Raw genomic sequence first — 23,749 nt, 5'->3', positions numbered from 1 at the left:
ATCCCTCGTCATCCCGACGCGCTTTCGGCCGGGATCCACCGCGGAGGTAGGTGCGGATTCCGGCCGAAAGCCTGCCGGAATGACGAGGTGTGTTGTGGGCCGGGTGGCGAGGTGTTGTGGGCCGGAAGACGGCCTGCCGCTGCCGGAATGACGCTGCCCGCGGTGGTGCCGCGATGTCGGCAGCAGGTCGGATCACAGCGCCTCGTCCAGCGGTGGAACCGGGAGACAGGTGCGGACGAATTCGGTGCCGAAGCCGGTGAGGGCGATGCTGCGGTAGAAGATCTTGGTGCCGAAACCCGTTCGCTTCAGCAGGCGGCGGACCTCGGGCTGGGACTCCAGCAGTTGATAGCGGGCGGGATTGTCGAGCGGATCGCGCGTCGACTCGATCAGGCCCAGCCGCCGCAGGTTGGTGAGGTAGGAGCCGACCCGCTCGGGAACGCCCACCGCGGCGTCCTCGCCGATCATGTTGAGCCCCGGCTCGATCCGCTGCGCGCCCGAACTCAGCGGCCGCCCGGTGCGGATGTCCAGCGCGGGCTGCGCCCCGTCGAGGTACAGGAACCGCAGGATGCGCGCCTCGTCCGGGGCCAGCTCGGACAGCATGCGCGCGAAGGCCGGATGTTCGGTCTCGTCGGGCTGCACGGCGGCCGACAGCCGCAGCAGTTCGGCGCCGCGCTCGCGCAGGTTCGGCGTCGGCCCGTGCTCGGGGCGCTCGCCGGACGGAGGAATGCCGAGTGCCCGCCGCACCGAACCCCGCACCTGCTCACCGGCTTCCGACAACACGTCCCGCGGCGGCCGCCCGGCCATACTGCCGCGCACCACGGTGTCGGCCACTCCGGCGGCGGTGCCCACGCCCCACGCGGTGGCCTCCGTCACCGCCGAGAGTGCCACCCGCGCAACACCCGTCGCGGTGCGCACGGGCGAATACCACCGTGCGGCATCGGTTTTCACCAGTTCGCCCGGCGGTCGTGCCACGAGTTCCGTGGAGCGGTCGGAACTTTCGTGGTATTCCGGTTCGTTCACACCCATCGCGTCGCTATCTCCGTTCCGAAGATCAGGAGATGAGCGTAACCGGCGAACAGACCCAACACGCCGCCGTGTAAAAACAAGAGCCATTCGTCCTGTTTGATGGCCGACCGCAGCATCTCCACGAAGTCCTCCGGCGGCAGCGCCGCCATCTGTTTGGCGATGTACTGGCTGACGTTCTTGCTCTGCTGCGCGTTGAACGCCGGATCGGCGAACGCGGCCGGCGCGAGACTCTTACCGGCGTCGGCGAATCGGGTCTGCAGGGTCTCGTAGTCGCGACTGCCGATCATGAACTTCAGCGCGCCGCGCGCCGGGCCCAGCGCCCGGTCCGTGGCCGGGCGCAGGGTCTCCTCGAGCACCTGCATGGTGCGATCCGACCGCGGTCCGTTGAGCAGCTCGTCCCCGACATTCGAGACGGTGATGACCTGGCTGGCCACCAGATCCGCGTACCCGTGCGTGATCTCGGGCTGACGCTTGATCAGCAGCCCCTGCCGCCACGGGCACCACCACTTGGGATACGCGGGTACGAAGATCAGATTGATGCCGACCCAGTTCACCACCCAGCCGATGACCACCCCGCCCAGCGGCAGCACCGCCAGCGCCGGCCAGTGCGTCAGATGCAGGACGGCGACCAGCACCAGGCCCATCGGTGCGCCGAAGTAGAGGCCGAAGTTCTGCATGAACCGCAGCTCCTTGGCGCCCAGCACCTGGAACACCATGTTCAGCAGCTGCGGCCGGGACTGGAAATAGCGGATGACCATCGACTTGACGTCGAGCAGCTGCTCGATATTGCTGCCCAGCTCCTGCGTCAGCTCCCGCAGGATGTCGGGCAGCTGCTGGCGCACCCGCTGGTGCACCACCTCGCGCAGCTGGGCGGGCAGGTTGTACCAGAGCTGCGGATGCTCGCGCACCGCGATCTCCTCGACGATGTCGCGGATCTGCTCGTCGGCGATGGCGGCGAGATGTTCGGCGAGCGCGTCGGGTTCCAGCTCGCGATAGAAGTCGGCGACGCTGCCGAGCTTGGACAGCCCCTTGTCGACGGCGATCGAGGCCATCTTGTCCGCGCGCGAGGGCACGATGCCCTGCCAGCCGGCCCGGCCGTCGTACTGCAACAGCGGCAGCACCTGAATTCGCTTGGGCAGGTAGGGAAACAGCCACCGCAGGCCGGGCACCCGCACACCGTGGAAGTACACCGGCTTGAACAGCATCAGGACGCCGGTCCAGTTGGTGATGTAACCGATGATGCCGGTGAACAGGGGTATCGTGATCAATTCCGCCAGGATGGTCGGGTGTATCCCGAAAATACTGTCTAGCACGGGCACCCTCCTGCAGACCCCACACAACCGGCGATCGCCGCCTCACCGGCACCTCAACGTACCCCGTCGGCGGGGTGGACCTTACTGTGGATTCAGAAAAAATGACGATCACCACCGCAGCGGCAATAATGTGAACCAACGCCCGCTCATCCAGCGAAATCATCGGAGTAAAACGTGGCAGACGACAGGACCGGCCGGAATGTGGTCCGACCCGGTTCCCGCGCCGTGGAACGCAGCTCGGATGTGGAGCAGCGGCAGATCAGCAACGAGGCCCGGCTGATTCGCGGTGTCTTCCGTGCCGCCGGCCTGGCCGCCGGCACCGCGGTCCGCAGCGGGCAGTGGGCGGTCGGCACCACGTACGAGGTCACCAGGGAGATCACCCAGGCCGCACTCAGCGGCGAGTCCTCCGCCGATATCGCCGAGCGGGCCGGTGCGGCCCTGCAGTCGGTGGCCCGCAACATCCTCGGCGTCACCGAGGGGTCGGTGCGCGAGATCGTCAGTTACGTCCCGACGACGAACGGTCATCCGCCGCCGCAGCAGCACGTCATCCCGGGCGGCTACGTCCGGTCGTCCACCCTGGACGACCTGCGCCGCCGCGGCGATGCGCTGCTGGCCCGGTCGGCGGATGTGTACTTCACCGAGGACGTGCATCCGGCCTACGACCGCATCCTCGACCAGCTCGCCCCCGACGAGGCCCGCATCCTGCGGTTCATGGCCCTCAACGGCCCGCAGCCGTCGGTCGACGTGCGCACCAACCGCCCGCTGGGCATCGGGTCGGAGCTGGTGTCCGGCGATCTGACCTCGGTACCGGAGCAGGCCGGCGTGCGCTACCCGGACCGGGCCCGGCTGTACCTGATCAACCTGAACCGGCTCGGACTGCTGCTGAGCTCCGACGATCCGGTGGTGCTGAGCCGCTACATGGTGCTCGAGGTGCAGCCGGTGGTGGAGACGGCGCTCAAGCGGGCCGGGCGGGTGCCGAAGATCGTGCGAAAGAGCCTGCGATTGACCGAGTTCGGTGAGGACTTCTGCCACACCTGCTTCTCCATCAACGGCTCGTAACGCGTCCGATAGCAATCCGATACAGATTTGCCGATACGCGAAGAATCGCCCTTTCGGGTGGGATTGTGGAGTTATGGATTCCGACGCCGTCTCCGCGATCAGCCGGCTGAAGTTCCGGTACCTGCGGGCACTCGACACCAAGTCCTGGGATGATTTCGCCGACACCATGATTCCCGAGGCGACGGCGACTTACAGCGAGTATCTGCAGTTCGAATCGCGTGACGCGTTCCTGGCGTTCATGCGCAATACGCTCGGCCCGCACGTGATCACCGAACATCGCTGTGACCACCCGGAGATCGACGTCGAGGGCGATACCGCGACCGGCACCTGGTATCTGGCCGACACCGTCCTCATCCCCGGCCACAACATGCTGCTGCGCGGCGCGGCCTTCTACCACGACCGCTACCAGAGGTGCGACGACGGGCAGTGGCGGATCACCCACACCGGCTACGAACGCACCTACGAGGTCGTGCTGTCGCTGTCCGACCTGCCCAGCCTGCGGATGACCTCCAACCGCTGGGGCCTGCTCGCCCGCGAACCCGGCATGGCGCCCGGGCCGGAGAACACCCCGCCGCCCCCGGACTCCGCCGAGACGATGGGGTAGCGGCCTGATCCGCCCTAATCCGCGGTGGCCACCAGGGGCTCGAGGGTCAGCTCGGGCATTTCCTTGCTGATGTACTGCAGCCGCCACTTGTCGCTGAACAGCGCGAGGATCGCGCCGTCGGTGCGGGTGAAGACCTCCACGCCGCGCTGGCGGTCCAGTTCCGGCGCGGACGCGGCGTCGGTGCGGCGGGCCAGCTGATAGGGCAGATTGTCGAGCTGGGTCTCGACGGTGTATTCGCCTTGCATGCGGGCGGTGACCACCTCGAACTGCATGGGCCCCACCGCGGCCAGCACCGGCGAGGCGTCGCCGCGGGTGTCGTTGCGCAGCACCTGCACGACGCCCTCGGAATCCAGCTGGTCGATGGCCTTGCGGAACTGCTTGTACTTACCGGCGCTGCGGGCGCGCAGGGCGGCGAAGTGTTCGGGGGCGAACGACGGGATCGGCGGAAACTGCACCTTCCTCCCCGTGAACAGGGTGTGGCCCGGGGCGAGCGCGGTCGCGTTCACCAGGCCGACCACATCGCCCGGATAGGCCGTGTCGACGGTGGCCCGCTCGCGGCCGAAGACGGTCAGCGCGTACTTGGTGGCGAAGGGCTTACCGGTCTGGGCGTGCGTGACCACCATCCCGCGCTCGAACTCGCCGGACACGATGCGCATGAACGCCAGCCGATCGCGGTGCGCGCTGTCCATTCCGGCCTGCACCTTGAAGACCACGGCGCTGAAGGATTCCCGCGGATCGCGCGGGTGGCCGTCGACGTCGTCGCGCGGGCCGGGCGCGGGCGCCAGGGCCACCAGGGCGTCCAGCAGCTGGCGCACCCCGAAGTTCAGCATCGCCGAGGCGTAGATGACCGGCGAGGTCTGGCCCGCCAGGAACAGCTCCTGGTCGTGGTCCTGACCGGTGGCCGACAGCAGTTCGCTCTCCTCGGCCGCCGTCGTCCACACCTCGGATTCGCGTTCGGCCGCCTGCTCCGGGGTGAAGGTCTCCTCCGGCGCGATGGTGGCGCCGCCGGCCGTGCGGACGAAGTGGACGTATTCGGTGGCCTCGCCGTCGGCGCCACGGCGCAGCAGGCCGCGGAAGTCGCCGGCGATGCCGACCGGCAGGTACAGCGGAGTGGGCGTCAGGCCGATGCGCTCGCTGATCTCGTCGAGCAGCTCGAGCGGGGCGCGGCCCGGGCGGTCCCATTTGTTGATCACGGTGATGACCGGGATGCCGCGGTGGCGGCACACCTGGAACAGCTTCAGCGTCTGCGGCTCCAGGCCCTTGGCGGCGTCGATGAGCATGACCGCGGCGTCGACGGCGGTCAGCACGCGGTAGGTGTCCTCGGAGAAGTCCGAGTGGCCGGGGGTGTCGACCAGGTTGATCACGCAGCCGCCGTACTCGAACTGCAGCGCGGTCGAACTCACCGAGATGCCGCGCGCCTTCTCCATCTCCATCCAGTCCGAGACGGTGGACCGGCGGCCGGCCTTGCCGTGGATCGCGCCGGCCTCGGCGATCACCTTGGCGTGCAGCGCCAGGGCCTCGGTGAGCGTGGATTTACCGGCGTCGGGGTGCGAGATCACCGCGAATGTGCGCCGCCGTGCCACCTCCTCGGCCAACCCGGGCGCGGTCGCGCTGGCAGTGGGAGAGTTCAAGGCGGGAGCTCCTCGTAGGCGGGATCGGCAACCGCTCCAGAGTACTCGAACGAGGCCCGGCGGGTCCGTCGCGCCCTGCTCGGTTGCGCCGGTGTGGTCCCGGCGGGCCGAGCAATACTGCGCCGAGCCGAGCAATACTGCGCCGAGGAGTGCCGGCCGATACACTGCCGCTGTCCGCCGGGCGGCCCGACCGATCACGGCCTCGGTGAGCAGGGGTGCCGGTGTCGGGGGCCACCTGTGCGCGTGCTACTCTCTTCAGGTTGTCTCGGCGAGGGTGAGGCACTTGTGCACACCGTGATCGACGTGGCCCGGCTTCCGGCCGTCCTCGTTCGGTCGTCGCCCGACGAGCAGACCCCCTAGCCAGGAACCAGCCCCTGGCCAGTGATGCAGACCGCCCGGAGAGCCGTAGGAGTTCATCAGTCATGTCCGATGTCAGCCTTCTCGAAGCCACCGTACGCACCGAGTTCGGCAAGGGCGCCGCGCGCCGCACCCGCCGGGCCGGCAACGTGCCCGCTGTGCTGTACGGCCACGGCGAGGCGCCGAAGCACGTCTCGGTCGACGCACAGGCCTTCGCCGCCATCCTGCGCCAGCACGGCACCAATGCGGTGATCAACCTCGAGATCGAGGGCAAGAAGCAGCTCGCGCTGACCAAATCCGTTGTCGTGCACCCGATCCGTCGCTACATCGAGCACGCCGACCTGCTGACCGTCAAGCGCGGTGAGAAGGTCGTCGCCGACGTGCACGTCACGCTGTCCGGCGAGGCCGGTCCGGGCACCCTGGTCACCCAGGAGGCGACCTCGCTGTCCATCGAGGCCGACGCGCTGAACCTGCCCGAGCAGATCGAGGTCTCCGTCGAGAACATCGAGGCCGGCACCCAGATCACCGCCGGTGAGATCACGCTGCCGAAGGGCGTGACCCTGGCGGGCGATCCCGAGCAGCTGGTGGTCAACATCATCAACGCGCCGACGGCCGAGGAGACCGAGGCCGAGGTCGAGGGTGAGGCCGAGGGCGCGGGCGAATAACGCCGCCGCGCAACGGTATCGATGACCGAGTCGAACGTCCGCCCGGAGCGGTCGGAGCCCGTGCTCGTCGTCGGCCTGGGCAATCCGGGCACCGAATACGAGCGCACCCGGCACAATGTCGGTTTCCTCGTCGCCGATGTGCTGGCGGGGCGGGTCGGCGGGCGTTTCACCGTGCACAAGAAGTCCGGCGCCGACCTGCTGGAGGCCCGGCTCGACGGGCGCAAGGTGCTGATCGCCAAGCCGCGCAGCTATATGAACGTGTCGGGGCGGCCGGTCGCCGCCCTGGCACGGTTCTTCTCGGTACCGCCGGCCGAGGTGATCGTCGTGCACGACGAGCTGGATCTGCCGTTCGGCACCCTCCGGCTCAAGCGCGGTGGCGGCGAGGGCGGGCACAACGGGCTACGGTCGGTGTCCAGCGCACTGACCACCAAGGACTATGTGCGGGTGCGGTTCGGCATCGGCCGGCCTCCCGGCCGCCAGGATCCGGCGGACTATGTGCTGAAGCCGTTCTCGTCGGTGGAGCGCAAGGAGGTCCCGGTCCTGGTCGAACAGGCCGCCGACGCCGTCGAGCTGCTGTTGAAGGCCGGCCTGGAAACGGCACAGAACCACGTGCACTGAGCCGGCGTCCGGCGCTAGCGTCCGGCGCTGATCGCCTCGACGGCGTCGAGGAAGCGGTCGAGTTCTGCCGTGGTGACGAAGCAGTGCGGTGAGGCGCGGACCACCGCGTCCAGGTCGCGTGCCGACATGTCGAGCAGGGTCGAGCCGCGGTGGCTGACGGTGACGGTGATGTCGTGCTCGCGCAGGCGATCGCGGACCTCGGGCGGAGGCACGCCGTCGACGGTGAACGAGACGATGCCGCTGTGCCGGGTGCCGAGATCGCGCACCGTGACACCGGCGATCTGCGGCAGCGTCTTACGCAGGTATCCGGCATGGTCCGCGATGGCGGCGTAGACACTGCCGGGGCCCAGATCGAGCAGATAGCGCACGGCCGCCCCGAGACCCAGCCGGGCGGCGACGTCGTGCTCCCAGAATTCGAACCGGGTGGCGCCGGCCGCCAGGCGATACTCCTGCGGCCCGGTCCAGGCGGCGCTGTGCAGATCGAGGTGTGACGGTTCCATGGTCGCGGCCAGTTCCGGTCGCACATAGAGGAATCCGGTGCCGCGCGGACCGCGCAGCCATTTCCGGCCGGTCGCCGACAGTGCGTCCACGCCGAACGCCGCGACGTCGATCGGGAGCTGGCCTGTCGACTGGCAGGCGTCCAGCAGCACCAGGGCGCCCGCGCGATGCGCGATCGCCGTGGCCTCGGCGACGGGATTGACCAGGCCGCCGTTGGTGGGCGCGTGCAGCAGCGACACCAGCCGCACCCGCTCGTCGACCAGGTCGGCCAGGGCGTCGAGATCGATCTGCCCGGTCGGGTCGCTGGGGATCGGCTCGACCGTGGCACCGGTGGCCCGGGCGCGCTGCAGGGCCGCGACGGCGTTGCTGGCGTAGTCCGCACCCGACAGCAGGATCCGGTCGCCGGGGGACAGCGGGACGGCGTAGAAGAAGTCGGCCCAGGACCGGCTTGCGCTGTCGCTCAGGGCGATTCCCGCCGGATCGGCGTTGATCAGGGCGCCGATCGCGGATTTCACCGCCGCCAGGTCGTCGAGCCGTTCGCCGGCCGCCCGGTAGCCGCCGACCTCGGCCTCCCGGCGGAGGTGGCCGGCCATCGTGTCCAGCACGATGCGGGGCGGCAGCGACGAACCGGCGCTGTCGAGGAACACCGGCGAGGGACGGGAGGTGTCGGCGTAGGCGGCGATGTCGGCACGGAGGCGAATCTGATCCAGCACCTCACCGACGATAGAAGACCACGGGAATCCCGTGACCGGATGACGGGTGCTCCGCCGTCCCGGAACCGGGACGACCGTCCCGGACCGGTATCGGGTTCATCCTGGTAGAGGACGGTTGTCGGGCGGTCGTCATCATTTTTTCAGATTTCTTGTCGGTGTCCCCGGCTACTCTGGGGCGAGTCGGCGGAAGGTGGCGCTTGCCCCTCCGTCGCACGGCTATCGGCGGCACGGCTGCGGCGGGCCGAATGTTCGGCCGTCGCAGAGCGGAGGGTTGGTATGGCAATGACAGCGGTACGGGCCCCGATCGGTGCGGGCGCCGAGTTATCTTCCCGGGCCGCCGCCGAGGCGTATGTCGGCGGCGTCTGCTTCAAACAAGGCCCCCCGGCGCTGATCGGCGCCGAACTCGAGTGGCTCACCGGGCAGGGTGGGTCGTCGGCGCCGGGCGCGCGTCCCGAGCTACCGCCGCTCGTGGACGCTCTCGGACCCTATGCGCCACGGTCCGTCGCCCCCGAATCGCCGGCCCTGCCGCTGCCCGGGGGCAGCCGGGTCACCCTCGAACCCGGTGGTCAGATCGAATTGTCCAGCGCCCCGTTCGGGGCCGCGGCCGAACTCTGTGAGCGCCTTCGCGCGGATAAGCATCTGCTGGAGAAGCTGCTGCTCACCCGGTCCATTCGGCTCGTCTCCGCCGCCGCCGACGCCGCCCGCTCCCCGGCCCGCGTGCTGCAACTGCCGCGCTATCAGGCGATGGAGCGCTGTTTCGACGGGATCGGCCCGTTCGGCAGGCTGATGATGTGCAATACCGCCGCCACGCAGGTGAGCCTCGACGCGGGTGCCGACCGGGCCGAGGTGTCGGCCCGCTGGACTGCGCTGTACAGCATGGGGCCCGCCCTGGTGGCCGCCTTCGCCTGCTCCCCGGATCTGCACGGCGCCCCGGCCGGTGCGTGGGCCTCGCAGCGGATGCGGGCCTGGCTGCGGCTCGATCATTCGCGCACCCGCCCGTCGGTGCGGCAGTGGTCGGATCCGGTGGCCGAATACAGCCGCTGGGTTCTGGACGTTCCGCTGCTGTGCGTGCGGACCGACGGACCCGGCGACTGGGCCGCCCCGCCCGGCGCAACCTTCGCCGACTGGCTGTGCGGCGCCCTGGACGACGAGATCGGGCGCCGTCCGGAAACGGCGGATCTGGATTATCACCTGAGCACGATGTTCCCGCCGGTGCGTGCTGCGGGACATCTGGAGGTGCGCTACCTGGACGCGCAGCCGGAGAAGACATGGAGCGTGCCGATACACGCGCTGGAGGCGCTGATGTCGGCACCGGCGGTCGTCGCCGAGGCGACCGAGGTGGCCGCCCCGGTCGCCGATCAGTGGCTGGAGGCGGCCCGCTGCGGCCTGGCCGATCCACAGATCCGTTCCGTCGCGGTCGATCTGCTGAGGCTGGCCGCCGCGCACGCGGTCACCCCCGAGGCCGCCGCCGAACTGCACGAGGCCGCGCAGCGATGTCGCAGCGGCCGCACGCCCACCGGCCGGACCGCCGACGGCGACGGCCCGGCGGCCGGACAATGATGCCGCCCGACGAATTCGGAGCTCTCTCATGACTGTTCAACTCACCGGGACCGATCGCGCCGACACCGAGCGGCTGCGCGAGCAGATCGCCGAGATTCTGATGCGGGCACGGGCCCGGACCGCGGCGCTGACCGGCTGCGTCGACGAGCCGGAGCTGGTGGCGCAGCATTCGCCGCTGATGAGCCCGCTGGTATGGGACCTGGCGCATATCGGCAACCAGGAGGAGCTGTGGCTGGTCCGCGATGTCGGTGGCCGCGAGCCGGTGCGCGCCGATATCGACCATCTCTACGACGCCTTCCGGCATCCGCGGGCCGACCGGCCCGCGCTGCCGCTGCTGAATCCCGACGAGGCCCGCGGGTACGTCGGCACCGTGCGGCTGAAGGTGTGGGATGTGTTGTCGAGCAGCGCGTTGCGGGGCGCGCGGCTGGTCGACGGCGGATTCGCGTTCGGCATGATCGCCCAGCACGAGCAGCAGCACGACGAGACGATGCTCGCCACCCACCAGCTGCGGGCGGGCGAGCCGGTGCTGGCGGCGACCCCCACGCCGCCCGCGCGGTCGGCGGTGGCCGACGAGATCGTCGTTCCCGCGGGCGAATTCACGATGGGCACCTCGGAGGATCCCTGGGCGCTGGACAACGAGCGCCCCGCGCACCGGGTGCACGTTCCCGGATTCGCCATCGATGCCGCCCCGGTGACCAACGCGCAGTACCAGCGGTTCATCGAGGACGGTGGCTATCAGCGGCCGGAGCTGTGGTCCGAGCGCGGCTGGGCGCATCGTCGCGAGGCCGATCTGACGGCGCCGCAGTTCTGGCAGCGCGATAGCGAAAACCGCTGGTGGCGGCGGTCTTTCGGGACAGTGGAGCCGATCCGCCCGCAGCAGCCGGTGGTGCACGTGTGCTGGTTCGAGGCGGAGGCGTTCGCCACCTGGGCCGGCAAGCGGCTGCCGACCGAGGCCGAATGGGAGAAGGCGGCCCGGTTCGATCCGGCCACCGGGCGCAGCCGCCGCTACCCGTGGGGCGATGCCGATCCCGCCGAGGAGACGGCGAATCTCGGCCAGCGGCATCTGGAGCCTGCCGACGTGGGCGCCTATCCCGCGGGCGCGTCGCCGCTGGGCGTGCATCAGCTGATCGGTGACGTGTGGGAGTGGACGTCGTCGGGGTTCGAGGCCTATCCGGGATTCGAGGCGTTCCCGTATCGCGAGTATTCGGAGGTGTTCTTCGGCGGCGACTACAAGATGCTGCGCGGCGGCTCCTTCGGCACCGATCCGGTCGCCTGCCGCGGCACCTTCCGCAACTGGGACCACCCGATCCGCCGCCAGATCTTCGTCGGCTTCCGCCTGGCCCGCGATCTGCGGCCGGACGAGCGCTGATGTGCCGGCATCTCGGCTACCTCGGCCCACCCGTCCGGGTCGGCGAAATACTCACCCGCGGTGAGCATTCCCTGCGTTCGCAGGCATGGGCGCCGCGGGAGATGCGGGGCGGCGGCACGATCAACGCCGACGGGTTCGGGGCCGCCTGGTGGGTTCCCGCGGTGATATCGGCGCCCGGCGGCAACGGTCTGCACGCCGCCGAGGGATCGGCCGTGCCGCCCCCGTCGGAGAGGCAGGCGCCGATAGACGTGCGGTCGTCGGCGGCCGGGACGCCCCGGCCGGCGTGTGGCCGCCGGCGGAGGGGCAGACCCCAGTGGAAGGGCGGGTCCCGGCGGACGTGCGGTCCCCGGTGTCCCGCGGCGAAGCCCGCACGGCGGGCCGGATCGATGGCCGCGCCCCGATCGAGCTGGTGGCCAGCCGATATCGCAGTCCCGCGCCGATCTGGACCGATCCGGCCGTCGACGAGGTGCTGCCGCAGCTGCGGTCGACGGCGGTGCTGGCTGCCGTGCGTTCCGCGACCGTCGGCATGCCCGTCGAGCGCGCGGCCTGCGCGCCGTTCACCGACGGCCGCTGGGCCTTCAGTCACAACGGCGTAGTTCAGGACTGGCGCCGGGTGCTGACCGCCGTCGCCACCGAACTCGGTACGGCCGAACTCCTGGACGCCGAGGCGCACACGGATTCCGCCACGCTGTGGGTGATCCTGCGCAGCCTGCTCGACACGGCCGGCCCCACCGGCCGATCCGGTGATGGGCAAACCGGTCTGTCGCCGACCGACCCCGCGGTCGCCCTGCGCCGACTCGGTTCCGCCGTGCTCGCGCGCGCACCTCGCGCCCGGCTCAACCTCTTGCTCGGCGACGGCGAAACCCTGTGGGCCACTACCGTGTACCACTCGCTGTCGGTGCTGGTCACCGACGACGTCGCGGTGCTGGCCTCCGAACCCTATGACGACGATCCGCGCTGGCAGGCCGTCGCGGACGGGCAACTGGTGACCGCGCGGCCCGGGCACCTGTCCGTCGTCTCCCTCGTATCCGACGAATCCGAAAGGGCGCGTTCATGACCGAACCGACGCTGGAGATCCACCTGACCGACGACGACCTCACCGCGGGGCTGCGGTCGGATGCCCGGCTCGGCCTCACCTCGACACCGAAGACGTTGCCGCCCAAGTGGTTCTACGACGCGCGGGGCAGCCGGCTGTTCGAGGCGATCACCGAACTGCCGGAGTACTACCCGACGCGGACCGAGCGCGCCCTGCTCGACGACGTCGTCGGCGAGATCGCCCGGATCGCGCAGGCCGAGGTGCTGGTCGAGCTCGGCGCGGGATCGGCCGCCAAGACCAGGCTGCTGCTGAACGCGCTGAGCGCCGAGGGGCCGTTGAAAACCTATGTCCCGCAGGATGTCTCGGTGTCGGCGCTACGGGACGCCGCTGCGCAGGTCGCCGCGGAGTTCCCGGGCCTGGCCGTGCACGGGGTCGTCTCCGATTTCACCGACACCCTGCAGAACCTGCCGCGCGGCGGCCGCCGCATGGTCGCCTTCCTGGGCGGCACGATCGGCAACCTGATCCCGTCCGAGCGCGCCGAGTTCCTCGCAGGAATCCAGGAGGTGCTGGAACCGGGCGAGCAGCTGCTGCTCGGCGGGGGGCTGGTGATCGACCCGTCCGTGCTGGTCCCCGCCTACGACGACGCCGCCGGCGTCACCGCCGAGTTCAACCGGAATGTGCTGTATGTCTTGAACTCCCGGTTGCGCGCCGACTTCGATCCGGAACTCTTCCGCCATGTGGCGCTGTGGGATCCGGACAACGAGTGGATCGAGATGCGCCTCGAGGCCACTCGGGAACTGACGGCGACCGTCGCCGACCTCGACCTCACCGTGCATTTCGACGAGGGCGAGCAGATGCGCACGGAGATCTCCGCCAAGTTCCGCATCGAGGGCCTCACCGCCGAACTGGACACCGCGGGCTTCGGAGTCGAGCACGTCTGGACCGACCCACAGAGTCGTTTCGCCCTGGTCCTGGCCGAACGTCGCTGAACCGATCTTCGTCCCGGGGGCTACCGGTCGCCATCTGGGGTGCATCCGGTGGGTCTGTCGGCGTACGCGCGGTTCTTACGTCATCCGGCATGCTTCTTGCCGTGATCCACTGTGGCCCAGCCAGTTCCGAGGGATTTCGGCCCAGAGCCGACGGCGGCCTACCCCTCACCGCCGACGACTGCCCCCACCCACTCGACCATGGGCCGCATGGCCTCCCACGACTTGCGGATCTCCTTGGCGGCGTGCGGTGTCTCCAGCCAGTCGGGTGCGCCGAACTCCTTGCTGACCACCAGCGACTTGTGTCGCAGCAACTCGATGCGCGGGTGGTCGGCGGGGTAGCCCTTGGGGCGGGTCTTCAGCTTGTCGCCGCCGAGGGTGTAGCCCGCTCGCTGCACGGTGGCGAGGATCGTCTCCAGTTCGGCGCCGCGCACGTCGTCGTCGATCGTGCCGCGCAGGCGCGCGAGCTGGTCCGGCGAGCCGGCGTACATGCCGCCGGCTACGAACAGCCCGGGCGCACCGATCTGCACGTACCACCCGGACCCCTGGGCGGTGTGGACGATCGCGCCCTGGTGATTCTTGTAGGGCACCTTGTTCTTGGAGAAGCGCACGTCGCGATGGGGACGGAAGATCTTGGCCGGGCCGAAGTCGGCCTCCAGCTCGGCGACCAGCGCGGCCATCGGTTCCCGCACGGCCCGCTCGTAGACGTGCTTGTTGGCCGTCCAGAACGCCTTCGAATTGTCGGCCTCGAGATCCTCGTAGAAGTCCAGTCCCGCGAACGGGAACCCCGCGAACTCGCTCATGCCGTCGAACCTATCGCGTGGCGCCGCCCCGGCTCAGTCCCCGGGTTCCTCCCGGACATCGATGGCCGCCGCCTCGGCCGAGCGCTCGTCCTCGGCGCGCAGCTCGTCGCGGCGGCCGCGCCGGGTCTGTTCCTGGCCGAGTTCGCGGGCGATGCCCAGACGACCGGTGTCCTCGTTCTCGTGATACCGGATCACCAGGTCGTCCGGCGGATCGGCGATGTAGCGCGCGTATTCGCGGACCTCGTCGGCCTGATCGTCCTCGCCCAGGTCGTAGTCCAGGTCCTCGTGCTCGTCCTCGCCCATGTCGAACACCTCGTCCATCAACCGGTGATTGTCGGATTCGTCGGCCATGGTGCCCACCTCTCTCGCAGGCCGGTTCCTCGGTGGCAACTACACCGCTGAACTACCTCCCACGCTACCGCTCATCGGGTCTGAGGTGCGAGAACGACGGCGGATCCGGGCCGAGCCACGCCGGGATGGCGCGAGTGCGCCACGCCCGGAATCTAGGCCGAACCGTTGAACAGCCCGGTGACCGACCCGTTCTCGAACACCTCGCGGATCGTGCGGGCCAGCAGCGGGGCGATGGACAGCACGGTCAGCGTCGGGAACTTCTTGTCCTCGGTGATCGGCAGGGTGTTCGTGACTATGACCTCGCGGGCGCCGCACGCCGACAGGCGCTCGGCCGCGGGCGCCGACAGCACGCCGTGCGTGGCGGCGATGACGACATCCCCGGCACCGGCCTCGCGCAGCACCCGCACCGCCTCGGCGATGGTGCCGCCGGTGTCGATCATGTCGTCGATCAGGATGCAGGTGCGCCCGTCCACATCGCCGACGGGGCGGTGCGATTTGACCTGGTTGGGCACCAGCGGGTCGCGGGTCTTGTGGATGAATGCCACCGGGGCGCCGCCCAGCGAGTCGGCCCACTTCTCCGCGACCTTCACCCGGCCCGCGTCGGGCGAGACGACGGTGACGTTGTCGGTGCTGTAGTTGTTGCGCACGTACTCCGACAGTTGCACCAGCGCGTGCATGTGGTCGACCGGGCCGTCGAAGAAGCCCTGGATCTGATCGGTGTGCAGGTCGACGGTGATGATCCGGTCGGCGCCGGCGGTCTTGAGCAGATCGGCGACCAGGCGGGCGGAGATGGGCTCGCGGCCGCGGTGCTTCTTGTCCTGGCGGGCGTAGGGATAGAACGGGAGCACGGAGGTGATGCGCTTGGCCGATCCGCGCTTGAGCGCGTCGAGCATGATCAGATGCTCCATCAGCCACTCGTTCAGCGGGGCCGGGAAGCCTTGCATCACAAAGGCATCCGAGCCGCGCACCGACTCCTCGAAGCGGACGAAGATCTCACCGTTGGCGAAGCCGCGCGCGGTCTGTGGCGTGATCGTGACGTCGAGTTCCTTGGCGACCTGCTCGGACAGTTCGGGGTGAGCGCGCCCCGAGAACAGCATCAGGCTCTTCTGGTTATCGATCGAGAACGCGGTCACGGTGTGGTGCCATCCTTTTGCTCGGTTGCTTGATTCGCCCTGTTTTCGGCCGCGATTGCGTCGGCCGCCGCCTGCGCCGCAGCGGTCCCAGGCCGTTTCCGCTGCACCCAGCCCTCAATATTGCGCTGTACCCCGCCGGAGATCGCCAGCGACCCCGGCGGAACATTTCTGCGCAGCACAGTACCCGCTGCCGTATAGGCGCCGTCACCCACCGTCACCGGGGCTACGAACATCGTGTCACTGCCGGTGCGGACATGGGAACCCACGACCGTATGGTGTTTGTTCACCCCGTCGTAGTTGACGAATACGCTGGACGCGCCGATGTTGCTGTGCTCGCCGATGGTGGCGTCGCCGACGTAGGTCAGGTGCGGCACCTTGGAGTGCGCGCCGATGGTGGCGTTCTTGGATTCGACGAAGGCGCCGATCTTGCCGGATTCCCCGACCGTGGTGCCCGGCCGCAGGTAGGCGAACGGTCCGATGCTCGCGCCCGGGCCGATGGTCGCGCGCTCGCCGTGCGTGCGCACCACCTTGGCGCCGTCGCCGACCACCATGTCGGTGAGGGTGGAGTCGGGCCCGATCTCGGCATCCTCGCCGATCACCGTGTTCCCGAGCAGCTGCACGCCCGGCCGCAGCACCGCATCGCGGCCGATCCGCACGCCGGCGTCCACCCAGGTGGTGTCCGGATCGATGACCGTGACCCCGGCGCGCATGTGGCGCTCGAGCAGGTAGCGGTTGAAGATGCGGGCGGCGTCGGCCATCTGGACCCGGTCGTTCACGCCGGTCACCTTGGCCGCGTCGAGCAGCCGCGCCCCGTGCACCGGGTGCCCGCCCTCGCGGGCGAGCTTCAGCACGTCGGTCAGATACAACTCGTGCTGGGCGTTGGCGGTGGTCAGCCTGCCGACCATGGTGCGCAGCACCGCGGCGTCGAAGACGTAGACACCCGAGTTGACCTCGGTGATGGCGGCCTGTTCGGGGGTGGCGTCGGCGTGCTCGACGATCTCGAGCACATGACCGTCGGCGTCGCGGACGATGCGGCCGTAGCCGTTCGGGTCGTCGGGCGCGAAGGTCAGCACGGTCACCGCCGACCGCTGGGGATAACTGCGGTGCTCGGCGAGCAGCGCCGACAGGGTGTCGCCGTCCAGCAGCGGGACGTCGGCGGAGGTGACCACCAGATCACCGGTGAAATCCTCGGGCAGCGCCGACAGCGCGCACCGCACCGCGTGCCCCGTCCCCAGCTGTTGCTCCTGCACCGTCGTGGTGATCTCGCGGCCCAGTTCCGCCGCAACGGAATTCGCCGCCGCGCCGACCTGATCCCGGTCGTGTCCGATCACGGTGATGAGGTGGGCCGGGTCGATCTCGTCGGCCGCATGCAACGCGTGCGCGAGCATGCTGCGGCCGGCCATCGAATGCAACACCTTCGGAGTCTTGGACCGCATTCGGGTTCCGGCACCGGCTGCGAGAACGACGACGGCGGTCTGCTGTGGCATGGATCTCCCTCGGCTGCCTGTCATCGTGTTGGCTGTCGCTCGGTCACTTCGGCCCTCGGTCATCGCGGGCGCTGCCGAAAGACCATAGGGCATCGCACCGGCCCACCGCGGTCACTGCGCCCCGAGCTCCGCCGCCAGGACTCGAACCTGGACTAACTGAACCAAAATCAGTGGTGCTGCCATTACACTACGGCGGATTGTCGCACCGGCGGATCGAGCGGATCCGCCGCCACATCACGGCACGCGGGAATGATCCTCGCATGTCGAGGCCCAAAGAGCCACCTAGGCTCCCCGCTCGGAATCCGGGCGTGTCCGGCGAGTCGCCGGTGCGCGTGCGAGATCGGCTGTCCCGTCGGAAGACTCGCGCCGGACCGGCCCGGCATGCCCCCCGGGGGTGCCGGATGTGCGGTGCGGGCTGTCTGAGAGAGTTGTCGATACAAGTCGGGCAGGATCCGTGAGGGAGGCGGCGGATGTCTTCGAGTGACGCGAGGTCATCGAACGAAGCGAATCGAACCTCGCGCCCCCGCATGACCGGAACCCAGCGGCGGCAACAACTGATCGAGATAGGGCGCGCGCTGTTCGCCGAGCGCGGCTACGATGCCACCTCCATCGAGGAGATCGCGCAGCGCGCCCAGGTGTCCAAACCCGTTGTGTACGAGCACTTCGGCGGCAAGGAGGGGCTGTACGCGGTGGTCGTCGACCGGGAGATGTCGACACTGCTCGACATGATCACCTCCTCGCTGACGCAGAACCGCTCGCGGGTGCGGCTGGAACAGGTGGCACTGGCGTTGCTGACCTACATGGAGGAGCGCACGGACGGCTTCCGGATCCTGATGCGCGATCAGCCGGTCTCGGCGGCGGAGGGCACCTATTCGAGCTTGCTCAACGAGGCGGTGAATCAGGTGGCGCACATCCTCGGTGGGGATTTCGAGCGGCGCGGTTTCGACATCAGCCTGGCCACCATGTACGCGCAGGCCCTGGTAGGGATGGTTGCCACCGCCGCGACGTGGTGGCTGGACGAGCGTCATCCGTCCAAGGAAGTGGTGGCGGCGCATCTGGTGAACCTGTGTTGGAACGGGCTCACGCACCTGGAGGCGGACCCGCAACTGGCCTCCGAATGGCCGAGCGGGACAGCGACATAAGCGTGCGGCGCGCCGAGCGGGTGCATCCGGGGGGAAGAACTGGACGGTTAACCCAAAATTTGCGAAGGAGGCCGGTCCGAATGCTCGATTCCACAGACTCGGGCCGGTCTGGTGGTACGGTTCACCCATCCTTCAAGTGCTGTTCGAGCTGTGATGTCGGTCAACTTCGGGATGTCGGTCTACTTCAGGATGGCTGGTTTATGACAGGCGGATCTGATGGCTAGGCAAGCGCGCGCGGAGATCACACGCGATTCCGTCCTTGCGGGCGCGGCCGATGTCTTCCTGCGGCTGGGTTACGCGAACGCGAGCCTGAGCGAGATCATCGCGCAGTCCAACGTGACCAAGGGCGCCTTGTATTTTCACTTCGGCTCCAAGGAAGAGCTGGCGCGCGCGGTGGTCGATCAGGGCAATGAGCGGTTGGTGAGCGCGTGCCAGGGGTTCTTCGATCCCCGGGTGCCGGCGCTCGAGGCGTGCATAGGCATCACCTACGTGGTCGCCGATCTCACCATGAACGACCCGATGGTGGGCGCCATGCTGAAGCTGACCCACCAGATCGGCGACTATCGCGGCGCCACCGGCGAGAACATCGCCAAGACCTGGGGCGAGACGCACCGGCTCCTCGCCGAGCGCGCCATCACCCAGGGCGACCTGATGGCCGACCTGGATCCGGAGACGATCGGCCTGCTGCTGCAGGAGATGACGGCCGGTGTGCACATCACCGCCGTCGGCACCGATTCGATCGATCAGATGGCGCTGCGCATGGAGCGGGTCTGGTACTTCCTGCTGCCGTCGATCGTGCCGGAGGAGAAGGTGGCCTACTTCCGCGAGTTCGCGGCCCGGCGATTACGCCGGTACGTGCCGTAGGACCGGTCGTTCGGCCGGACCGGTTGTCCGGCGATGGCGGGGTGAAAGCGCTGTCGGCGGCGGTGGCTAGACTCGATGCGCCGCCCCAACCGCTCATCCGCGCCAGGAGTCTGTCTGATGCCCACCCGTCGCCCACCTCTTGCGGGCCTGGCCGCGGTGGCCGGTGCCGATACCGCGTTGTCGCAGGTCGATAGCTTGATCGGGCGGTCGCCCGTGCAGTTGGTGGCGCCCTCGGCGGTGCGGCCGTTCGTGGCCGCGACGGTGGCCCGGCAGCGCCCGCTGGTGGTGGTGACCGCGACGGGGCGCGAGGCCGACGATCTGACCGTCGAGCTCTCCGAGATCCTCGGCGCGGGGGTGGCGCTGTTCCCGTCCTGGGAGACGCTGCCGCACGAGCGCCTGTCGCCGAGCGCCGACACGGTGGGCCGGCGGCTGCAGGTGCTGCGGTGGCTGGCCCATCCGGAGGATGCGGTCCATCCGGAGCCGCTGCGGGTCGTGGTCACGACGGTGCGCTCGCTGGTGCAGCCGATGGCGGCGGGGCTCGGCGACGTCGAGCCGATCACGCTGCGCGTCGGGTCCGAGCACGATTTCGACGAGTTGACCGCGCGCCTGGTGGAATTCGCCTACGAGCGGGTCGACATGGTGGGCAAGCGCGGCGAGTTCGCCGTGCGCGGCGGCATTCTCGACCTTTTCCCGCCGACCGCCGACCATCCGGTGCGCGTGGAGTTCTGGGGCGACGAGGTGACCGAGCTGCGCCCGTTCTCGGTGGCCGATCAGCGGTCGCTGCCCGAGGTCGAAGTCGATGTCGTCGTGGCGCCACCGTGCCGGGAGTTGCTGCTCACGGAGGATTTGCGGGTGCGTGCGGCGGAGGTGGCAGGGGAGAATCCTGCCGACGCGGCGCTGGTCGAGATGCTGGAGAAGCTGGCGCAGGGCATTCCGGTGGAGGGGATGGAGGCGCTGCTGCCGGTGCTGCGTCCCGGCCACCTGCAACTGCTCACCGACGTGCTGCCCGCGGAAACCCATGTGCTGCTGTGCGATCCGGAGAAGATCCGCACCCGCGCCGCCGATCTGGTGCGCACCGGGCAGGAGTTCCTGGAGGCCTCGTGGACGGCCGCCTCGTTCGGCGGGGCCGCGCCGCTGGGGGCGCACGGACTCGATCTGGCGGCGTCGGCGTACCGGGGGCTCGATGTCGTGCGGGAGAGTGCCGATGCCCGCGGCCTGCCGTGGTGGACGCTGACCCCGCTGGCCTCCGACGACCCCGCCGAGGTGGTGTTGCCGGTCCTGGCCGCGCCCGCCGCCCGCGGCAGCGAGGAACTGGTGGCGACGGTGTTCGCGTCGCTGCGGGCACACGTCACGACCGGCGGTCGCGCGGTCGTGGTGGTCGCCGGTCACGGTACGGCGCAGCGCATCCTGGAGCGGCTGGCCGACGCCGAGGTTCCGGCGGCCTCGCTGGAGGGGGGTGCCGAGCCGGAACCCGGAGTGGTGGGCCTGCTGTGCGGCTCGCTGCACGACGGCGTGGTGTTCGACGATGCCGAGCTGGTCGTCATCGCGGAGTCCGACCTGACCGGCAATCGCGTCACTGCGCCCGCGGAGGGCAAGAAGCTGCCGGCGCGGCGGCGCAACCAGGTGGATCCGCTGGCGCTGGCCGCGGGTGATCTGGTGGTACACGATCAGCACGGCATCGGCCGGTTCGTGGAGATGATCGAGCGCACGGTCGGCGGGGCGCGCCGGGAGTACCTGGTCATCGAGTACGCGCCCGGTAAGCGCGGCCAGCCCGGCGACAGGCTGTACGTGCCGATGGACTCGCTGGACCAGCTGTCGCGCTACGTCGGCGGCGAGATGCCCGGCCTGTCCAAGCTCGGCGGGTCCGACTGGGCGAATACGAAACGCAAGGCGCGCAAGGCCGTTCGGGAGATCGCCACCGAGCTGGTGCAGCTGTACGCGGCCCGGCAGGCGGCCCCCGGCCACGCCTTCGGCGCCGACACACCGTGGCAGCAGGAGATGGAGGACGCGTTCGCGTTCACCGAGACCGTCGACCAGCTGACCGCCATCGCCGAGGTCAAGTCCGATATGGAGCGGGCGGTGCCGATGGACCGCGTGATCTGCGGCGATGTCGGCTACGGCAAGACCGAGATCGCGGTGCGCGCGGCATTCAAGGCGGTCCAGGACGGCAGGCAGGTGGCGGTGCTGGTGCCGACGACGCTGCTGGCGCAGCAGCATCTGCAGACCTTCGCCGAGCGGGTCGGCGGATTCCCGGTGACGCTGAAGGGCCTGTCGCGGTTCACCGATCCCGGCGAGTCGCGGGAGGTGCTGGACGGCATGGCCTCCGGCGATGTCGACATCGTCGTCGGCACGCACCGCCTGCTGCAGACGGGGATCCGGTGGAAGGATCTGGGCCTGGTGATCATCGACGAGGAGCAGCGGTTCGGCGTCGAGCACAAGGAGCACATCAAGGCGCTGCGCACCCACGTCGACGTGCTGACCATGTCGGCCACCCCGATTCCGCGCACCCTGGAGATGAGCCTGGCCGGCATCCGCGAGATGTCGACCATTCTCACGCCGCCCGAGGAACGCCATCCGGTGCTCACCTATGTCGGCGCCTACAACGACAAACAGGTCGCCGCCGCCGTCCGCCGCGAGCTGCTGCGCGACGGCCAGGTGTTCTATGTGCACAACCGGGTGTCGTCGATCGAGAAGGCGGCCAAGAAGATTCGGGATCTGGTCCCGGAGGCGCGGGTGGTGGTCGCGCACGGCCAGATGAACGAGGACGTGCTGGAGAAGACCGTGCAGGGCTTCTGGGAGCGCGAATACGACGTGCTGGTCTGCACCACCATCATCGAGACGGGCCTGGACATCTCGAATGCCAACACGCTGATCGTGGAACGTGCCGACGCCCTGGGGCTTTCGCAGCTGCACCAGCTGCGCGGGCGGGTGGGGCGCAGCCGCGAGCGCGGGTACGCGTACTTCCTGTATCCGCCGGAGAAGCCGCTGACCGAGACCGCCTACGACCGGCTGGCCACGATCTCGCAGAACTCCGATCTGGGCGCGGGCATGGCCGTGGCGATGAAGGACCTCGAGATCCGCGGCGCCGGAAACGTTCTCGGCGCCGAGCAGTCCGGGCACGTGGCCGGTGTCGGTTTCGACCTGTATGTGCGGTTGGTCGGGGAGGCCGTGGAGGCCTACCGGGCCGCCGCCGACGGCCGGCCGATCTCCACCGAGGAGGAGGTCAAGGAGGTGCGCATCGACCTGCCGGTGGACGCGCACATCCCGCCCGACTACATTGCCAGCGACCGGCTCCGGCTGGAGGCATATCGCAAACTGGCTGCCGCCCAGGACGATTCGGGGCTGGCCGGGGTCGTGGAGGAGCTCGTCGACCGGTACGGCCCACTGCCGGTGGAGGTCGGGCGGCTGGTGTCGGTGGCCAAGCTGCGGCTGCTGTGCCGCGAGTACGGCATCACCGAGGTGGGTGTCAGCGGCACCACGCTGAAGCTCTCGCCGCTGCAGCTGGCCGATTCGAAGCAGTTGCGGCTCAAGCGGTTGTACCCGAACGTCACCTATCGGCCGACCACCTCGATCGTGCAGCTGCCGCTGCCGCGGGTGGAGGACAGCGTGGGTTCGGCCCGGCTGCGGGACGTGCAGCTGCTGCAGTTCGTCGCAGACCTGCTGCTGGCCCTGGACGGGAAGCCGCAGGGCACAGTGGATCTGCGCGTCGCGACCGAGGCGTCGGCGGCGCGATGAGTGCGGCCGATCCCACCGCGGCGGATTCCGCGCGCATGGCGCGCAGCCTCGCCGACGCGGTCGAGGTGATGGACCGGCTGTGGAGCTTCGGCGGCTGGGAGGCGACCCAGACGCACGACACGCTGCGGCCGTACCTGCTGGAGGAGACCTACGAACTGCTCGACGCCATCCAGCACGGCGACACCGATACCATCAGGGAGGAACTGGGCGATCTGCTGCTCCAGGTCCTGTTTCATTCCCGGATCGCCGAGGCCGCGGGGGAGTTCACCGTCGACGACGTGGCGGCAGCCCTGGTGGCCAAGCTGGTGCACCGCAGCCCCCACCTCGCCGGTGCGCACGCCGACCCCGATGCCGGTGTGGCCGACAAGATCGCCGCCCAGGAAAAGGCATGGGAGGAAAGGAAATCCGCGGAGAAGTCCCGCCGCTCCTGCCTCGACGGCATAGCCATGGCCCAGCCCGCCCTGGCCCTGGCCGAAAAGATCCGCTCCCGCAGCCTGAAGGCGGGCCTACCGGACGACCTCATTCCCGACGACCTGCGTGTGGTGCATCTGGGCGGCGAGTTCTCCGCCGAAGAACACCTACGCAAGGCCGCGGTGGCCTTCGCGGCGCGGATCCGCGCGGCCGAAGACACCGCCGAACTGGCACGCGGCGCCCGCGCACCGCTGAGGGCAGCCGACTGGCGCACCTACTGGCCCGATTGATCGGAAAGTAGCGAAATTGACTGTGAACAAACATGTTTCGCTGTCCATGCCGACGCGATCGAGTCTGCGAACGGGACGCGGCCGCGCCGTCCGGATGT

At 69.4% G+C, this 23,749-nt stretch carries 20 protein-coding genes, 1 tRNA gene and 1 pseudogene; 13 read left to right on the top strand and 9 right to left on the bottom strand.

Annotated elements, in window-relative coordinates:
• Positions 1-192: 192 nt before the first annotated feature.
• Together D892_RS0105260 and D892_RS0105255 are read right to left on the bottom strand one after the other, a co-directional pair.
• A complete protein-coding gene (locus D892_RS0105260) occupies positions 193-1,026 on the bottom strand; it encodes an Abi-alpha family protein (protein WP_024800235.1) in 834 nt (277 codons plus the stop codon).
• Positions 1,017-2,339, bottom strand: a complete 1,323-nt coding sequence (locus tag D892_RS0105255) for a hypothetical protein (protein WP_084160943.1) — start codon at positions 2,337-2,339, stop codon at positions 1,017-1,019. The genes D892_RS0105260 and D892_RS0105255 overlap by 10 nt, the downstream gene beginning before the upstream one ends.
• Before the next feature lie 174 nt (positions 2,340-2,513).
• On the opposite strand from D892_RS0105255, the gene D892_RS48350 reads away from it, so the two are divergent.
• Positions 2,514-3,398: an Abi-alpha family protein gene (locus D892_RS48350; protein ID WP_084160942.1), complete on the top strand. Its 885-nt coding sequence runs from the start codon at positions 2,514-2,516 to the stop codon at positions 3,396-3,398.
• A 73-nt stretch (positions 3,399-3,471) separates the two neighbouring features.
• On the top strand, positions 3,472-4,002 hold the full coding sequence (locus D892_RS0105245; protein ID WP_024800232.1) for a nuclear transport factor 2 family protein: 531 nt from the start codon (positions 3,472-3,474) through the stop codon (positions 4,000-4,002).
• Between the two features lie 14 nt (positions 4,003-4,016).
• Here the strand turns inward: D892_RS0105245 and D892_RS0105240 are convergent, their stop codons facing one another.
• The gene (locus D892_RS0105240) at positions 4,017-5,633 is read right to left on the bottom strand and encodes a peptide chain release factor 3 (protein ID WP_024800231.1); all 1,617 of its coding nucleotides are present in this window, start codon (positions 5,631-5,633) and stop codon (positions 4,017-4,019) included.
• Between the two features lie 422 nt (positions 5,634-6,055).
• Between D892_RS0105240 and D892_RS0105235 the strand changes: the two genes are divergently transcribed.
• Positions 6,056-6,655 (top strand): 50S ribosomal protein L25/general stress protein Ctc, encoded by a 600-nt coding sequence (locus D892_RS0105235; protein ID WP_024800230.1) that lies wholly within the window; start codon positions 6,056-6,058, stop codon positions 6,653-6,655.
• Between the two features lie 21 nt (positions 6,656-6,676).
• A complete protein-coding gene (gene pth, locus D892_RS0105230) occupies positions 6,677-7,273 on the top strand; it encodes an aminoacyl-tRNA hydrolase (RefSeq protein ID WP_024800229.1) in 597 nt (198 codons plus the stop codon).
• Between the two features lie 14 nt (positions 7,274-7,287).
• Here the strand turns inward: pth and D892_RS0105225 are convergent, their stop codons facing one another.
• Positions 7,288-8,484, bottom strand: coding sequence for an aminotransferase class V-fold PLP-dependent enzyme (locus D892_RS0105225; RefSeq protein WP_024800228.1), 1,197 nt, complete (start codon positions 8,482-8,484; stop codon positions 7,288-7,290).
• A 276-nt stretch (positions 8,485-8,760) separates the two neighbouring features.
• Here D892_RS0105225 and egtA point away from each other — a divergent pair, with 276 nt between their 5' ends.
• From egtA to egtD, 5 genes and pseudogenes are all read left to right on the top strand, one after another.
• A complete protein-coding gene (egtA, locus tag D892_RS0105220; RefSeq protein ID WP_024800227.1) occupies positions 8,761-10,044 on the top strand; it encodes an ergothioneine biosynthesis glutamate--cysteine ligase EgtA in 1,284 nt (427 codons plus the stop codon).
• A gap of 100 nt (positions 10,045-10,144) precedes the next feature.
• Positions 10,145-11,413 carry an ergothioneine biosynthesis protein EgtB gene (gene egtB, locus D892_RS0105215; protein WP_036568179.1) on the top strand — a complete coding sequence of 423 codons (1,269 nt, stop codon included), beginning with the start codon at positions 10,145-10,147 and terminating at the stop codon, positions 11,411-11,413.
• Positions 11,413-11,570: pseudogene (locus D892_RS48345) on the top strand (ergothioneine biosynthesis protein EgtC); the annotation flags it as partial. The gene egtB and the pseudogene D892_RS48345, both read left to right, overlap by 1 nt.
• 225 nt (positions 11,571-11,795) lie before the next feature.
• Positions 11,796-12,470 carry a class II glutamine amidotransferase gene (locus tag D892_RS40455; protein WP_232236299.1) on the top strand — a complete coding sequence of 225 codons (675 nt, stop codon included), beginning with the start codon at positions 11,796-11,798 and terminating at the stop codon, positions 12,468-12,470.
• The gene (gene egtD, locus D892_RS0105205; protein ID WP_024800225.1) at positions 12,467-13,438 is read left to right on the top strand and encodes an L-histidine N(alpha)-methyltransferase; all 972 of its coding nucleotides are present in this window, start codon (positions 12,467-12,469) and stop codon (positions 13,436-13,438) included. The genes D892_RS40455 and egtD overlap by 4 nt, the downstream gene beginning before the upstream one ends.
• Before the next feature lie 158 nt (positions 13,439-13,596).
• On the opposite strand, the gene D892_RS0105200 is transcribed toward egtD, so the two are convergent.
• The 5 genes from D892_RS0105200 to D892_RS0105180 form a co-directional block, all read right to left on the bottom strand.
• Entirely contained in the window at positions 13,597-14,238 is a 642-nt protein-coding gene (locus D892_RS0105200) for a DUF2461 domain-containing protein (protein WP_024800224.1), read from the bottom strand.
• 33 nt (positions 14,239-14,271) lie between these two features.
• The gene (locus D892_RS0105195; protein WP_051499484.1) at positions 14,272-14,589 is read right to left on the bottom strand and encodes a hypothetical protein; all 318 of its coding nucleotides are present in this window, start codon (positions 14,587-14,589) and stop codon (positions 14,272-14,274) included.
• 152 nt (positions 14,590-14,741) lie between these two features.
• Positions 14,742-15,722, bottom strand: a complete 981-nt coding sequence (locus D892_RS0105190) for a ribose-phosphate diphosphokinase (protein WP_024800222.1) — start codon at positions 15,720-15,722, stop codon at positions 14,742-14,744.
• Positions 15,719-17,209, bottom strand: a complete 1,491-nt coding sequence (gene glmU, locus D892_RS0105185) for a bifunctional UDP-N-acetylglucosamine diphosphorylase/glucosamine-1-phosphate N-acetyltransferase GlmU (RefSeq protein WP_024800221.1) — start codon at positions 17,207-17,209, stop codon at positions 15,719-15,721. Before glmU ends, D892_RS0105190 begins: the two co-directional genes overlap by 4 nt.
• A 126-nt stretch (positions 17,210-17,335) precedes the next feature.
• Positions 17,336-17,406: transfer RNA gene (locus D892_RS0105180), tRNA-Gln, on the bottom strand.
• A 330-nt stretch (positions 17,407-17,736) separates the two neighbouring features.
• Between D892_RS0105180 and D892_RS0105175 the strand changes: the two genes are divergently transcribed.
• The 4 genes from D892_RS0105175 to D892_RS0105160 all read left to right on the top strand — a co-directional run bounded on the left by D892_RS0105175 (position 17,737) and on the right by D892_RS0105160 (position 23,651).
• On the top strand, positions 17,737-18,351 hold the full coding sequence (locus D892_RS0105175; protein ID WP_024800220.1) for a TetR/AcrR family transcriptional regulator: 615 nt from the start codon (positions 17,737-17,739) through the stop codon (positions 18,349-18,351).
• 216 nt (positions 18,352-18,567) lie between these two features.
• Positions 18,568-19,215 carry a TetR/AcrR family transcriptional regulator gene (locus D892_RS0105170; RefSeq protein WP_024800219.1) on the top strand — a complete coding sequence of 216 codons (648 nt, stop codon included), beginning with the start codon at positions 18,568-18,570 and terminating at the stop codon, positions 19,213-19,215.
• A 117-nt stretch (positions 19,216-19,332) separates the two neighbouring features.
• Positions 19,333-22,950 (top strand): transcription-repair coupling factor, encoded by a 3,618-nt coding sequence (gene mfd / locus D892_RS0105165; RefSeq protein WP_024800218.1) that lies wholly within the window; start codon positions 19,333-19,335, stop codon positions 22,948-22,950.
• Positions 22,947-23,651, top strand: a complete 705-nt coding sequence (locus tag D892_RS0105160; RefSeq protein ID WP_024800217.1) for a MazG family protein — start codon at positions 22,947-22,949, stop codon at positions 23,649-23,651. The genes mfd and D892_RS0105160 overlap by 4 nt, the downstream gene beginning before the upstream one ends.
• The last annotated feature ends 98 nt before the right edge of the window (positions 23,652-23,749 follow it).

The organism is Nocardia sp. BMG51109, from assembly GCF_000526215.1.
Lineage (GTDB): Bacteria > Actinomycetota > Actinomycetes > Mycobacteriales > Mycobacteriaceae > Nocardia.
Note: the sequence above shows the minus strand (reverse complement) of the source record. Positions and strands in the feature narration are given on the sequence as shown.

What these genes read in the sequence shown, in the direction of transcription:
- D892_RS0105170 (WP_024800219.1), top strand. Translation starts at nt 18,568, where the DNA reads ATGGCTAGGCAAGCGCGCGCGGAGATCACACGCGATTCCGTCCTTGCG.
- D892_RS0105200 (WP_024800224.1), bottom strand. Translation starts at nt 14,238, where the DNA reads ATGAGCGAGTTCGCGGGGTTCCCGTTCGCGGGACTGGACTTCTACGAG.
- D892_RS0105260 (WP_024800235.1), bottom strand. Translation starts at nt 1,026, where the DNA reads ATGGGTGTGAACGAACCGGAATACCACGAAAGTTCCGACCGCTCCACG.
- D892_RS0105235 (WP_024800230.1), top strand. Translation starts at nt 6,056, where the DNA reads ATGTCCGATGTCAGCCTTCTCGAAGCCACCGTACGCACCGAGTTCGGC.
- egtA (WP_024800227.1), top strand. Translation starts at nt 8,761, where the DNA reads ATGGCAATGACAGCGGTACGGGCCCCGATCGGTGCGGGCGCCGAGTTA.
- D892_RS0105195 (WP_051499484.1), bottom strand. Translation starts at nt 14,589, where the DNA reads ATGGCCGACGAATCCGACAATCACCGGTTGATGGACGAGGTGTTCGAC.
- D892_RS0105160 (WP_024800217.1), top strand. Translation starts at nt 22,947, where the DNA reads ATGAGTGCGGCCGATCCCACCGCGGCGGATTCCGCGCGCATGGCGCGC.
- egtD (WP_024800225.1), top strand. Translation starts at nt 12,467, where the DNA reads ATGACCGAACCGACGCTGGAGATCCACCTGACCGACGACGACCTCACC.
- D892_RS0105245 (WP_024800232.1), top strand. Translation starts at nt 3,472, where the DNA reads ATGGATTCCGACGCCGTCTCCGCGATCAGCCGGCTGAAGTTCCGGTAC.
- pth (WP_024800229.1), top strand. Translation starts at nt 6,677, where the DNA reads ATGACCGAGTCGAACGTCCGCCCGGAGCGGTCGGAGCCCGTGCTCGTC.
- mfd (WP_024800218.1), top strand. Translation starts at nt 19,333, where the DNA reads ATGCCCACCCGTCGCCCACCTCTTGCGGGCCTGGCCGCGGTGGCCGGT.
- egtB (WP_036568179.1), top strand. Translation starts at nt 10,145, where the DNA reads ATGCGGGCACGGGCCCGGACCGCGGCGCTGACCGGCTGCGTCGACGAG.
- D892_RS0105175 (WP_024800220.1), top strand. Translation starts at nt 17,737, where the DNA reads ATGACCGGAACCCAGCGGCGGCAACAACTGATCGAGATAGGGCGCGCG.
- glmU (WP_024800221.1), bottom strand. Translation starts at nt 17,209, where the DNA reads ATGCCACAGCAGACCGCCGTCGTCGTTCTCGCAGCCGGTGCCGGAACC.